Below are 13,532 nucleotides of genomic sequence, written 5' to 3' on the forward strand. Positions count from 1 at the left end.
AGTTCGATCGTCGCCGCCGCGCACTCGCCACCTCCGAATCCCTTCGGAGCCAGTGAATCATTGCTGCGGTCCGGTGGCGAGGGCCTTTTTCAACAGCCTGCTAGGCGTTTGCGTGCACAGACGCATCCAGAATGTTCAGACCACGTTGAAGCGCCTGCTTATCGATGGTTAAGGGAGGGAGAAGCTTGATGACCTCATCCTCTGCGCCGCATCGCTCTACCACAAGCCCATCTTGAAAGGCCTTGCTGACGATTTTTTCGGCTAGTTTGCCCGTGTTGCAATCAAGCCCTAACATCATGCCCCTTCCTCGGACGGAAAGGCTATGATCTCGGCTATACTGAGTGATCTGCCAAAGGCGCTCGCTCATAATCCGTCCTGTTTCTGCAACGTGCTCTGACAACTTTTCATTGGTCCAATATTTCTGTAAGGCGGCAGTCGCCGTCACGAGCGCAAGGTTATTGCCTCTGAATGTGCCGTTGTGTTCGCCCGGCCGCCAAACGTCTAATTCAGGTTTGAGCAGCAAGAGAGACAGCGGCAGCCCAGAGCCACTAAGGGACTTGGACAACAAAACCATGTCTGGCGCCAAATTAGCGAACTCGAAACTGAAGAAACTGCCCGTTCGTCCGCAGCCTGTCTGAATATCATCGACAATCAGAAGGATGCCGTACTTTTTGCAAAGCCGCTCGAGTGATCCTAGCCAATCTTTGGTTGCAGGGTGTATGCCGCCCTCGCCCTGGACGGTTTCCGTAATGATGGCAGCTGGCAGATCGACACCACTGCTTGCATCAGCAAGCACCCTGTCCAGATAGTCCGAAGTGTCGTTATTGGCTCCCCAATACCCATCATAGGGCATGAACACTACGCTGGGTAGAGGAAGGCCTGCCGCATCTCGGTAATAGCGGTTACCCGTTACCGCAAGGGCGCCCAAACTCACTCCATGAAAGCCGTTGGTGAATGAAATGATACTGCGTCTTCCAGTGACCTTGCGGGCGAGTTTCAAAGCGGCTTCCACGGCGTTGGCGCCGGTGGGGCCAGGAAATTGAAACTTGTAGGTCAGACCACGCGGCCGCAATATTATCGCGTCAACACACTCCATAAACTCTCTTTTGGCTGAGGTAGCCATATCCAAGCCGTGAACGATTCCTCCTGAGTCCAAGTATTTAATCGCGTCATTTAGCAAATCAGGATCGTTGTGACCGTAGTTAAGGGCGCCTGCGCCGGAGAGAAAGTCGACAAACCCGCGACCGTCCTCGTCCTCGAGAATGGCTCCTGCAGCCGTCCTGAACACTACAGGAAAGGACCGCGAATATGACCGCACATTCGACTCGAGGTTTTCGAAGGCAAGTAACGAGTTGGGGTTATTCACTGTCACGATTATCTTCCTTAAGGTTGCGGTCCGGCGCTCGATCTCGGGTGTGTCATTGCGCCAAAGCTTTATCACATCAATACGGCGTATTATATGATTTTGATCGAAGTTCTCGTTGCGGTAGTTTTTATGATCTGCAACATTTTTAAAACAAAACCTTATCGTTTTCACTGGAAAGAGAGGAAGATACATACTCCATTTTACAAATTGAATAGTTGGAAAGGCGGGCGTAGTGATTAGCCCGTGAGCTGCTGCTTCTGGTCATCGGATCGACGGATGATCTCAACCACGAAGTCCAGATAGGCGGCCTTGTCCATGAGCTTTAGCCGATCATAGGCGCCGTCGGCGAACAGATGCTTCACCCAGGGCCAGCGCTGGCGAATACCATCCAAGATCGCCTGAGCGCCGGCGCTGTCGGAGATATCGGCCGGCGTCAGGTTGACCATCAACAGCCGCCCATCCGTATCGACTGCGATATGGCGCTTGCGTCCGACGATCTTCTTTCCGGCGTCGTAACCCCTTGTTCCAGCTTGCGGAGCCTTGACAGACTGGCTGTCGATCACCGCCGCCGACGGGCTCGCCTCGCGTCCGGCCCGCTCACGATCCAGCATCAGCGCCACATCGTGGACGGTCTGGAACAGAAAACGCCGCGCCAGCTCTCGAAACCAGCCATAGACCGTCTGCCAGGGTCCAAAGTGGATCGGCATCATCCGCCAGCCGCAACCCGAACGGACCAGGTAGCGCACCGCATTGATCACCTCGCGAAAATCAACCTCGCGCGGACGGCCACGCCGCCCAGGCTTGGGCATCAGCGGCGCGAACTGCTCCCACTCCTTGCATGTTGGCTTTGCAGCATTTGTGCGAAGCATGTTGCGAACCTCGGCGGATGGCCATCCGCCGGGGTTCGGACGGCCGGGACCGTGCACCCCTTGGCAAGAACCGGGGATGAGCTTGGTCCGTCCGTCCTCGCGCTGGTCCTGAACAGATGATGGGGAGCAAGTCCAGCATGCAAGGCAAGGTATTGCCCGAACCGAACGCGACGCCGCCAGTCGTATGCCGGCATCGATGTGTGTAAAGAGTGGCTGGATGTCTATGTCCACCCAGCCGGTCGAAGACTTCGCGTCGCCAACGACGGCTGCGGCCGTCGACGCCTTAACCGAGAACTCGCCGCGCTCGGGGTGACGCGGGTGGTGATGGAAGCGACCGGCAAGTACCATCGCGCGGCGCAGCGTTGTCTGCACGCGGCAGGTTTTGCCGTGGCTTGTCGACCCGCTGCGGGCGCGGCTGTTCGCCAAGGCCTGCGGTCTGCTCGCCAAGACCGACCGGATCGATGCGCGACTGCTCGCCCTGATGGGGGAAGCGCTCGAGCCGACGGCCGTGCCGCCGCCGCCCGAGGCATTGCAGGAGCTGCAGGAACTGGTCAATGCGCGCACGGCCGCAACCGCCGAGCGCACGGCCCTCATCGATCGGCGCGATGCGGCGCAGACGGCCTTCCTGAGGGCTGAACTGGGCCGCCGTCTCATGGCGGTTAAGGGCCATATCGGCCGCCTCGACGCCGAGATCGAACGGCGCATCCGGGCTGTACCGGAACTCGCCCGCCGCTACACCATCCTGACGTCCATTCCAGGCGTGGGAATGGTGACCGCCGCCGTCCTGATCGCCAACTTCAACGAGCTGGGCGCCTGCTCGGGCAAGCAAGTGGCCATGCTCGCAGGTGTCGCCTCCGAGAGCGGCGAACGCATCGGCCCCCGCGCCATCAAGGGTGGTCGCCTCGGCGTCAGAAACGCCGTCTACATGGCGGCTCTCTCCGCCAGCTCTCATAACGCTGATCTCGCGGCCTTCGCCAAGCGACTGCGCCAGGCCGGCAAACCCGCCAAGGTCGTCCTCGTCGCCGTCATGCGAAAGCTCATCGTCTTGGCCAACACACTCATCAACCAAAACCGTCCCTGGAGCCCAATTGCCCCTTGACGCAAAACACAGATGCTCATCCGTCTAATCAGACGGGTAGCGCTTGGTCTTCTTGGCGATCTGGGCCATCCGGCCACGGCTCTGCTTTGTCCACATCCACAGCTTGAATCATAACCCAGCCTCAGACGACCTGAGTGTGGTTCCCGATGAAGGCCACAAGGCTATGCAGGATCTCGTCCGCGCCCGAGCCGCGGCAGTCGAGACGCTGCGTGTACAGCCCCAGCAGGTGAAACTCGACCGAATCGCTCATTGCCAATGCGCTACGGCTTCGGCGCGGCGCGGCCATTGACTGTCGCGACGGGAGCCAACTCGGTGCGGGGCGCCTTGTCGGCTTCCCTGGAAGATGCTCGGCAACCTACTAAGACGATTTGGTTTGTCGCGTCCGCGACGCAGTCGTGGTTCAGGCAAACTCCGTGTAGCCCAGTCTTTAAGCCGTTAAATAACATTCAGAGGGTTACGGGGAAGCTGGCACGGTTTTTGCTTCGCAGGCGGAAGGAACTGCCATACCGTTCATATCGTGGGGCGAGCATGGGCCTTGGACCGTCTCTAATCAGTCGCCTTTCAGCTAATTAAGGTTCGGGCTAGGCATATGCATCATGCAATCGATAGATCCGGTCGCCAGTGCTCCCCAAAACGATAGGTTCAGCCTGGAGGGTTGTGGATGGCCGATGACAGACAGCGCCGATCCGACGGTCAGTCGGAGCGGGTGACATTCCGAAAGCCGGCGTACAATCATGCAGCCGATGTGTGGGCTCTCATCGCGCTCTGCCCGCAACTAGACCGCAACTCGCTTTATTGCGAACTCCTGCTTTGCACTCATTTCGCAGACACTTGCACAGTCGCAGAGCGTGCTGGAGAGGTGGTTGGCTGGCTGTCGGCATATCGACCGCCCAGCGAGCCCTCCACGCTCTTCGTGTGGCAGATTGCTGTGCATCCTACGGTGCGCAACACAGGGGTGGGCAAGGGACTGATCGTCTCAGCCTTGACCAGGCCATGTTGCAAGAGCGTGACGCACATCAAGGCCACTGTGGCGCTCACCAACAAGGCTTCCAATTCCCTCTTTGCAACTCTAGCTCGGGACCTGGGCGCGCCAATCCGGCAGACGCTCTGGTTCGACCGTGACGCCCATTTTAAGGGACGGTATGAGAGCGAGCATATGATAGCGATCGGCCCCATCAAACTAGGCTCGATTTAGCCCCTGCAGGCATTGTCAGGCCTAAATAGGAAGCAGCGATTGGCCAAATTGAACTCAATAGCGGAAAAATCTGCGATCCTCCACCATCTTAAGACCTAGGTTTGCGCGGTTGTGGCCCTAGCCTTCCCACAGTGGTGGAGGGGCACGACGGGCCCAGCGGTTTCCGCGAACTGGGACAGGGGCGTTGCACATTATTGGAGCGCAGACGCGAGGAAGGGCATAGCCTCTTTCAGTGGTCTGCAGCGCGCTACCTCGTTCCATTCGCCATGACGTTGAGCGGTGATTCCGGGTCTGCGAGGCAGACCCTGTTGAGCGATGAACGAAGAGATTGCGTACTGCGGAAACGGCGGAGACGAAATGCTGATGGGAACCAATGCTGCTGAAGCCGTGCCGCGAAATGGCTGATCATCTCGCTGTTGCCGGGTGGCGAAGAGCTCAACGACGAGCAGCGTCGCGACCTCCTGGAAATCGTCGAGGATCGGTACGAGAAGCAATCCACCATCGCCACCAATCAGGTGCGGTGAATCACTGGTATGACATGATCGGCATCCAACCATTGCCGATGCCATCCTCGACCGCATCGTTCACAATGCCTTCCGCATCGAACTTACCAGCGAGCATGCGAAAACAGAAAGCCGCGCCACGGACCAAAAAACCCCTGCTTGACCGCCAAACGGGTTCAGGTCAAAAACTCACACGACCCAGGGGCACACCATTGTCGGCTTCCGCAGGCTCGCGTCTCGACGGACATGCCGGCTTCATCATCGGGATAATCGAGAAGCGCAAGGACATCACGCTGAAGGAGTTGGTTAAGCGGCTCGCGGTCCCTTGGCGAGCTGGTGCCCTCGAGCCCAGCCGCGGGCGAGATAGTCGAAGACGGTTTGTGGGGTGACCCGCACGGCAGCTGCCGCCCCCACAACCGAGTAAGATCCGTCGGGCAGCCGCGTGCTGCGACAAAGCCTTCCGCGTTAAAGGCAGCCGCGATCTCCTTGTCCACTTTGCCTGCGGCCTTGAGTTCGATCACGCGGCGCCGCAGCCGCTCCAGACCAGCGTAGTTGGACACCTCGAACTACCGGCTTTTCCAGAGGCGGGTGGTGCGGCAATGAGGTTGCGAACAGCCTGAGGCGCGGCGGTGGCTGGATTTCGATCGTTGGGGCTGATGCTGGTTGCCGATTTCGGCATCGCGGCGACGTTTTCCGCCGCTCTCGCCGTCATGCGGGGGCAGTTCGCCCTTGGTGCCAAACGAAGCGGGTGAGATTGTAGGCGAGGTTGGCCATGCCGATCTTGCTGCGGGCGCGGGCGATGCCGATCGTGCGGACAAACAGGCCCATGCGCGATTTCTGCTGCGCAAAGACGTGCTCGACGAAAGCGCAGATTTTTGAGCGCCGGCCATTGGCCCGTGCCATCGCCTCGCTCATCGGCCGGCCTTTCGGTTTCTTGTGATGAATGGCCGAGACGTAGCCGTTCTTGTCCAGCCGCGCCTCATTCTCTTCGAGCGATAGGCGGTGTCGGCCCACATCGTCGAGCCGGTGTTGTTCTTGTCCAGCAACGTTGCGAAGCTGCGCCCCGTCCCAGGCCGAGGCGCCGGTGACGTTCCAGCCGCGGATGAAGCCGTGCCGGCGATCGATCGAGGCATGGTTCTTGTAGCCGAAGGCGGGAACGGCGATATCGCGCTGCTTCGTCTTTCCCTCCTCATCGGCCTTGGCCTTCGAGAACTTCACGGTCCAGCGTGCGTCCCGGTCCTTCTGGCGCAGCTTGGCTGGCTTCTTTTGCCACTCGTCCGGCACCTCTCCTGCCTTGATGTTGGCCTTTTCAGCATCGGAATTGCGTTGCTTCGGTGCCGCCACGATCGTGGCATCCACGATCTGCCCACCCATCGCCAGATAACCGGCCTTGGTGAGGTGCTTGTCAAAACGGGCGAACAGGTTCTCCACTGCCCGGGCCTGCGTGAGGTGCTCCCTAAACAACCAGATCGTTTTGGCATCGGGAACCTTGTCGCCGAGCCCCAACCCGAGGAAGCGCATGAAGGAAAGTCGGTCATGGATCTGGAACTCGGCCTGATCGTCCGAGAGACTGTAGAGCGCCTGCAGAACCAGGACCTTGAACATCATCACCGCATCAAAGGGCGGCCGGCCGCCCTTGGCGCCATCGGGGCGCTTCAGCGCCTTGGCCAAAGGTTTCCGGAAAACCTCCCAAGGCGCGACCCCGTTCACCTTCTCCAGTGGATCGCCGGCCTCGCTCAGCCGGACATACCGCTCGTCAATGTCCCAGAACCCAGCCTGTCCCCGCATTCAACGCCTCCGTGCAAATCACCAGACGAAGTGAATCAAAATGCGTCCTCGATTGCCAGGTTTTTCGAGGCGTCCAGTTGCTATTGGAAGTGAACTTGTTCCGAATATCAGATACGACACAGTCGCAACGCTCGTAAAGTAGCGGCTCACGGATTAGTCGCCGATGGTTTCGAACTTGCTCTCCTCTAACATAGCGCTATCTCGCTAGAGAAATATTCAGCTTAAAACTTCGCCTACTTATCGACAATTTGGAACAAACATACGGCGCATCTCCGATCAGAATCTGTCCAATGGTGCACCGGATTCAAGCCGTGATTCATGAATGTCTCATTAAATGTATGCAGATTGACTTTGCGCATGATCTCCGTCCTAATCATCTCTCCTTTTTCTAGGCAAAACGAGAATTCTAGTTTCTCGAGATTGACGGATTGGGCCTGCATGGCTTCCACGTGGGCCTCCATTCGGCAGAGAGATTTGTTGTGAAATGCGACATGTCGAAACTGGAAGACATTAAAGTTCCCATCAAAGCGCCAATTCAAATGCTGAAGAACGCACAGGTTGGTCAGAATAGCGCTTTGATTATTATAGGCAGCTTCTAATATATCTGAATTTTTATCCAAGTCTATACCGACGAGAAAAAAGTCCCCGAGAGCGAACAACGAACGTATCGAGTGAAGCAGATCGTGCAATTCATCATCGTACATGTTTCCCACTGAGCTGCCGAGGCAAACCAAAAGCTTTGGACCTATGACGGCGGCAGCCTGTTCCAATCCGGTTTGGTAGACCCCAATGATGCCGGTAAAGTTCAAATCTGGTGTGATCGAGAGGAGGTTTTCGGCTGCTTCCTCCAGGATTGAACGGTTGACGTCAATGGCGGCGTAAGAAGTTGGGCCGTAGTTCTCCATGTAGGCGTTCATCAACAGCGTCGTTTTTTGTGCGTTTCCAGATCCCAACTCGACGATCGAGGCAGGGCCTGTCATGTCGGCAACTGATTTGGCGTGATGCGCCAGTATCTCCCGCTCTGCCCTGAATAAATAGTAGGAGTCCTCTTGGCAGAGCCGTTCAAACAGCGCCGATCCTGTATCATCATAGTAGTACATGGAGCCTATCGAGCGCGGGGACCCCGATAAAGACTGTATCAACAAGTCGCCGCGAAAGATTTCCGTTTCGGGAATATCTGCACCGATTATGGTACATTTTTGGCGACCGTCTAGCTTGCGCTTGCTTGGAAGTCGTCGGAGCATGTCGATACATCCTGAACAAAATACTGCACTCCCCCGTGAGGGCATGGCGGAAATTCCGTCAGCCCGCGACTGGCGAGTACCAAGATTTATGCCAATTGCGGACACCAGGCCGCACGCAGGCAGTTCCTCCTTTTAGAGCAATGAGTTAAGACGAAGTGTACCGGAACGCGGCAGCGTCGCTCGGTGTCGCGGCCTCGACAAACTCGACATTAGGTGATGTGTATGGCTGATTGCTGCTGTTTTGGCCGGCTGGAATTGGAGTACTCCTGCCATTTCCTGCGGCCGATCGGCAAAGCAGAAATGTGCAAGCGGCCCAAAGGCGGCAACGATAATCCTGCGCAAAGCGATCGTGTCTCTGGGAGTGGTGTAGCTGACGGCATTGGTCGCCGCGCTCTCCGGCAAGGGACGGAATGATCAGGGCGCCACTGCCGGCAGGCTGATGAGCGGATCATCGCTCATCTGGTTATGGTCTCAAGAGTCATGTAGCGCGCCCGCTGCACAGCCCATTCATCGTTCTGTTCTAGGAGCAATGCGCCGACAAGTCGGACGATGGCGTCGTCGTTGGGGAAGATGCCGACGACCTCGGTGCGCCGCTTGATCTCGCCATTGAGCCGTTCGATCGGGTTTGTGCTGTGCAACTTGGTCCGATGCTCCCTGGGGAAGCTCATGTAGGCGAGCACGTCGTGTTCGGCATCGTCCATGATGGCGGCGAGCTTCGGCACCTTGGGCCGGATCTGGTCGGCAACGGCACGCCATTGGGTGCTGGCGGCTTCCGGCGTCTCCTGGGCGAAGGCGGTGGCGATGAAGGCGGAGACGACACGGCGCCCGCTTTTGCCGGCATGGGCCAGGACGTTCCTCATGAAATGGACGCGGCACCTCTGCCATGTCGCGCACAGCACCTTGGTGACGGCCGCCTTGATGCCTTCGTGGGCGTCGGACACGACCAGCTTGACGCCGCGCAGGCCGCGACGGGTCAGCTTGCGCAGGAACTCCGTCCAGATCGGCTCGGCCTCGGACGAGCCGACCTCCATGCCGAGCACCTCGCGCCGGCCGTCCGCATTGACGCTGATGGCGATGATGACGGCGACCGAGACGATGCGCCCGCCACGGCGCACCTTCGGGTAGGTGGCATCCACATGGCCAGTCACCCTCGATCGGCCGCTCGAGGAAGGCCTTCACCTTGCCGTCGATCTCCTCGCACAGCCGTGACACCTGGCTCCTGGACACCCCACTCATGCCCATGGCTTTGACCAGGTCGTCGACCGAGCGCGTCGAAATACCCTGGATATAAGCTTCCTGGATTACCGCCGTCAGCGCCTTCTCGGCCATGCGCCGCGGCTCCAGGAAGCTCGGAAAGTAGGAGCCCTTCCTGAGCTTCGGGATGCGCAGCTCGACGGTGCCGGCCCGCGTCTCCCAGTCCCTATCGCGATAGCTGTTGCGCTGGACAAGCCGCAGCGGGTTCTTCTGGCCATGGGCCGCGCCGGTCGCCGCGCCCACTTCCATCTCCATCAGCCGCTCGGCGGCAAAGCCGATCATCTCGCGCAGGATATCGGCGTCGGGGATCTTCTCCACGAGCCCGCGCAGGTCGATCATGTCGTCGGTCATCGATGGTTCCTTCGAATCAGGTTGTGTCAGCAACCCAACCCTACCGAAGAACGTCGATGACCACCGCTACGCCGCTCGCTCGCTTGTATGGGGTGATCTTTGTCAACGTGATCTTTCAGTCGTTCAGTCTCCTTGTTCAGCCGTGGCGACCATTTGTTCCTGCTTTGGCTCCGAGGGGTCCATTGGGGCGCCGCGCGCAGTGACCGTCAAGGGTGGTCCTTTGGGCCATCGCGAAGCGACTTGCCCTTGATGGTCACGAGCACGGCGGCAGCGTTACATTGAGCCGGCAGGTGGCCCTGTTTGTAGAGGTCTATAACTTGCAAACCGAGGGGAGCTCGCCATCAGGCGCCGTAAACGCGCCGCAAGCTTGTATGCGGTTGATCCGCGCGGATCAAAAACCATGATGCAGCCATACGCATCGGCGGCGAAGCTCCGGGCGGTGGGCCCATTCTACAGCGCGGCGTCGTAAGGCCATGTGAGCGACCGGGATCACCACCACCTCGGATCGTTATCGGCAGACGCTATTGCAGCTGCCAAACTTCAATGCTCGTCCTGTCGAACGCTCCCCCATGCTTTATACCGGACGCAGGGCTACTCCGTCGGGATCTCGCCGGTCGTGACAAGTCGCCAGAATGCAATCAGTAGCTTGCGCGCCAAAGCCACGATCATTGTCTTGCGCGTACCGCCACGGCCATCGGCCGTTCTCGCGCAAAACCAGTGCGCCAGCGCGCTGTCCTTTTGGAATTGGAGGAACCGCCAAGCCAATAGGATCATGCCGTAGCGGACGCGAGCGTTGCCGGCCCGCGCAAGACCTTTCTCGCGCCTGCGTTGGCCGCTCTCATCCGGCGCCCCGGTAAGTCCGGCATAGCGAGCGACGGCTCTCCGATCACGCAGGCCGCGTGAGAGAATCTCATTCACCAGCATGTCCGCAGTCTCGATACCGACACCGATGATCCGCGAAAGAAGGCGAACCATTGCGAGCGGACCCTTCTCCGTGTCTGGAACCACCGAGAGCTGCCGCAACCGCTCCTGTTCGATCTCGTGGATTTGTTCACGCAACAGGTGAAGCCGTCCGAGATTGCGGCGCAACTCTGCTCGGCTTCGTTCCGGTAGGGGCATGCCTTCCGCCGTATGCAGAGCCTCCAGTTTCTCGGCAGCTTTGCGCAGATTGGGTTTGAAGGCGCGAATGCCGAAGCGAGCGAGGATTGCCTTGATGCGATTGACGATCCGAGTACGTTCGCGGACGAGATTGTCTCGTTCACGGTTCGGACGGCGAGCCTCCTCCTCATTGATGGTTGGGATGGCTGCCATGCTGCAGTGGCGCTTCTCGCCCCGCAGCCAGCCAAGAAAGGCGCGCATCAGCAGTTCGGTATCGAGGCGATCGGTCTTGGCGCGCCGATGTTCGCGGGAAACCGCGACGCTCGATGGATGTATGACATAAGCCTCGACAGCGCGCGCCTGGAGCCAGCGCGCCAACCAAAAGCCGTCGCGTCCGGCCTCATAGGCGACAACGATGCGCCGGACTTCGCGCCCGCCTTGGATGGCTTCGCTGCGCCAGCGGCGCAACAGCCTGAGCACCGAATCCGGGTCGGCATCGAGCTTCTTGAGAGGACTACGTTCAAAGCCAGGGACTGTCGCAGCAATGAGCCACTTTGTCTGGCTCATCTCAATCACTGCGACTAGCGTGCTGTCCTGATCAAGGGCGGTAAGGGATCTGCTTGCATCAAAGAATGGTGACATGGGGGCGCTCCTTAGATAGCTGCTCAACAGCGCCGAGGGTGCCACACGCTCGCCGCCGCCCATAGCATCTACGGCGCTTCTGAGGGCGCGCTCGCGAGCGGCTTCTCCACCGTCTAGCTACACCACTCTGCGGGAGTACGTCATGCCAAGCTGATGATTGCTTGTGGGTGCAAGTCCCATCCGGCCAAAGCCGTAGCGGGCAAGCCGGGACCGAGTCTTGCGGGCCTCGCGGCAACGCGGGGTCTGAAGTGTAGACAGGAGCCATGCGGGGTGCGGGAATGAGCCTCGAAAGGTGGATGTTCGCGGAGGCCGAGTGTGTTCCCTAGTCACGAAGGCAATATGAGCATCGTCGTTACGCGAGACGATGCCGCTCCCTCGGGGTCGATGGCCGGATCACGCATGGAAGGTAATCATCGGAACATGAGAGGCCCGACCGGGTCCGCTGGATTGGTCTCCAGCGGGGGACAGCAGCAAGGTACTGCCAGAGCTGCCGTCCGAGCTGAGGTCGGGAGTCGGACTGGTTCATAGTACCCGTGAAGCCGTCGAAGGAAACGAGGCGAGTGGAGGGAAGGGACCAGCCTGAGGGGAGCCTGCGCGAGGAGGCCAAGGTCCGGACACAGAGCCGGGTGCCTTGCCGCTGAACCTCAACGCGGCGGCCAAGCAGGCTGCCCAAACCCGGTTCACGGCCCTGCTGCATCACGTCGACGAAGAAGCCCTTTACCGGGCGTTTCGGCGACAGAAGCGACAGGCGAGTGCTGGGGTCGATGGGATGACCGTGGCGAAGTACGAACAGGGGCTGACGGATAACATCCGTGATCTCTGCGAAAGGGTCCACACCGATCGCTACCGGCCACAGCCGGTGCGGCGGGTCTACATTCCCAAAGCCGATGGCGGTAAACGGCCTCTCGGGGTGCCGACGCTGGAAGACAAGATCGTCCAAAGCGCGGTGGCCGAGGTGCTGAGTGCTGTCTACGAGGTCGACTTCCTGGGGTTCTCCTACGGCTTCCGGCCGGGGCGGAGCCCCCACATGGCGCTTGATGCCCTGCATACAGCGATCATGAGCCAGCGTGTGAACTGGGTGCTCGATGCCGACATTCGCAGCTTCTTCGACTCGGTCGACCACGAGTGGCTGCTGCGGATGGTGGCGCACAGGATCGCTGATCCTCGTATCCTACGGCTCATTGGGCTGTGGTTGCGGGCTGGCGTCCTTGAGAGCGGCGAGAAGCAAGAGACGGACAGGGGTACCCCGCAAGGGGCGGGCATCAGTCCGCTCCTCGCCAATATCTTCCTGCACTACATCCTCGATCTCTGGGCCCACTAATGGCGTCGTCGCCATGCACACGGTCGCGTTGTGATCGTGCGTTACGCTGACGACTTCGTCATGGGCTTTGAGAAGAAGGCCGATGCAGAGGAGATGCTGTTGGCCCTCAAGGCGCGGCTGGCCGGCTTTGGCCTGACACTCCACGAGGACAAGACGCGGTTGATCGAGTTTGGGCGGTTCGCGGCCCTCTCACGACAGCGGCGTGGCGAGCGGCGACCCGAGACCTTCGCCTTTCTGGGCTTCACCCACTACTGCGGGCGGACCCGGGATGGCCGGTTCATCGTGAAGCACAAGACGGAAGGGAAACGCCTGACGTGCAAGCTGACAGCGCTGCGCCAGGATGCCTGGCGGCTCATGCACGCGCCAATGGCTGCGCAGCACAGGTGGTTCGCCGCCGTTCTGCGTGGACACTACGGCTACTACGGCAGGCCGCACAACTACCCAGCGCTCAACGGATTCCATCGTAAGCGGGTAGCTGATGCCGTTCAGCGGTGGTAGTTCCAAGGCATGAGCGCCTCGATAGCGCTGTTTGGCCAGCCATTGGCGATGCGCTCGAGGGTCTGGGTGAGCCAGGCGTGCGGATCGACCTGGTTCATCTTGGCGGTGGTCAGCAGCGTGGCGATGGTGGCCCATGTCCGTCCGCCGCCGTCGCTGCCAGCGAAGAGGCTGTTCTTTCGGGTAATTGTCTGTGGCCTGATGGCGCGCTCGACGGTGTTGGAGTCGATTTCGATGCGGCCGTCGGTGAGGAAGCGCTCCAGCGCGGCACGCCGGCCGAGCGCATAGCGGATCGCCTCGGCGGGCT

At 59.7% G+C, this 13,532-nt stretch carries 7 protein-coding genes and 5 pseudogenes; 5 read left to right on the forward strand and 7 right to left on the reverse strand.

The window, feature by feature from the left end; all coding sequences use genetic code 11:
- Positions 1-100 precede the first annotated feature (100 nt).
- Together ectB and NKI25_RS34845 are read right to left on the reverse strand one after the other, a co-directional pair.
- Positions 101-1,558 carry a diaminobutyrate--2-oxoglutarate transaminase gene (ectB, locus tag NKI25_RS34840; RefSeq protein WP_353000719.1) on the reverse strand — a complete coding sequence of 486 codons (1,458 nt, stop codon included), beginning with the start codon at positions 1,556-1,558 and terminating at the stop codon, positions 101-103.
- A gap of 62 nt (positions 1,559-1,620) precedes the next feature.
- Positions 1,621-2,199: pseudogene (locus NKI25_RS34845) on the reverse strand (IS5 family transposase); the annotation flags it as partial.
- Between the two features lie 418 nt (positions 2,200-2,617).
- Between NKI25_RS34845 and NKI25_RS34850 the strand changes: the two are divergent.
- From NKI25_RS34850 to NKI25_RS34865, 4 genes and pseudogenes are all read left to right on the forward strand, one after another.
- A complete protein-coding gene (locus NKI25_RS34850) occupies positions 2,618-3,334 on the forward strand; it encodes an IS110 family transposase (protein ID WP_502897498.1) in 717 nt (238 codons plus the stop codon).
- A gap of 139 nt (positions 3,335-3,473) precedes the next feature.
- Positions 3,474-3,584, forward strand: a pseudogene (locus NKI25_RS36665) (IS110 family transposase); the annotation flags it as partial.
- Positions 3,585-3,995: 411 nt separating this feature from the next.
- Positions 3,996-4,529: a diaminobutyrate acetyltransferase gene (ectA, locus tag NKI25_RS34860; protein ID WP_353000721.1), complete on the forward strand. Its 534-nt coding sequence runs from the start codon at positions 3,996-3,998 to the stop codon at positions 4,527-4,529.
- Positions 4,530-4,951: 422 nt separating this feature from the next.
- Positions 4,952-5,195: pseudogene (locus NKI25_RS34865) on the forward strand (ATP-binding protein); the annotation flags it as partial.
- A gap of 545 nt (positions 5,196-5,740) precedes the next feature.
- Here NKI25_RS34865 and NKI25_RS34870 read toward each other — a convergent pair.
- From NKI25_RS34870 to NKI25_RS34885, 4 genes and pseudogenes are all read right to left on the reverse strand, one after another.
- Positions 5,741-6,820, reverse strand: a complete 1,080-nt coding sequence (locus tag NKI25_RS34870; RefSeq protein WP_353000722.1) for an IS5 family transposase — start codon at positions 6,818-6,820, stop codon at positions 5,741-5,743.
- Positions 6,821-7,053: 233 nt separating this feature from the next.
- Complete coding sequence (locus NKI25_RS34875; protein ID WP_353000727.1) at positions 7,054-8,109, reverse strand: L-histidine N(alpha)-methyltransferase; 1,056 nt, start codon at positions 8,107-8,109, stop codon at positions 7,054-7,056.
- Between the two features lie 369 nt (positions 8,110-8,478).
- Positions 8,479-9,669, reverse strand: a pseudogene (locus tag NKI25_RS34880) (IS256 family transposase).
- A 591-nt stretch (positions 9,670-10,260) separates the two neighbouring features.
- Positions 10,261-11,472: an IS110 family RNA-guided transposase gene (locus NKI25_RS34885; protein ID WP_353000723.1), complete on the reverse strand. Its 1,212-nt coding sequence runs from the start codon at positions 11,470-11,472 to the stop codon at positions 10,261-10,263.
- Between the two features lie 706 nt (positions 11,473-12,178).
- On the opposite strand from NKI25_RS34885, the pseudogene ltrA reads away from it, so the two are divergent.
- A pseudogene (ltrA, locus tag NKI25_RS34890) lies at positions 12,179-13,228 on the forward strand (group II intron reverse transcriptase/maturase).
- Here ltrA and NKI25_RS34895 read toward each other — a convergent pair.
- A partial coding sequence (locus tag NKI25_RS34895; RefSeq protein WP_353000725.1) for an IS66 family transposase occupies positions 13,216-13,532 on the reverse strand: 317 nt, incomplete at its 5' end. The pseudogene ltrA and the gene NKI25_RS34895 overlap by 13 nt on opposite strands.

Origin of the sequence: Mesorhizobium sp. M0808 (assembly GCF_040320025.1) — a bacterium.
GTDB lineage: Bacteria > Pseudomonadota > Alphaproteobacteria > Rhizobiales > Rhizobiaceae > Mesorhizobium.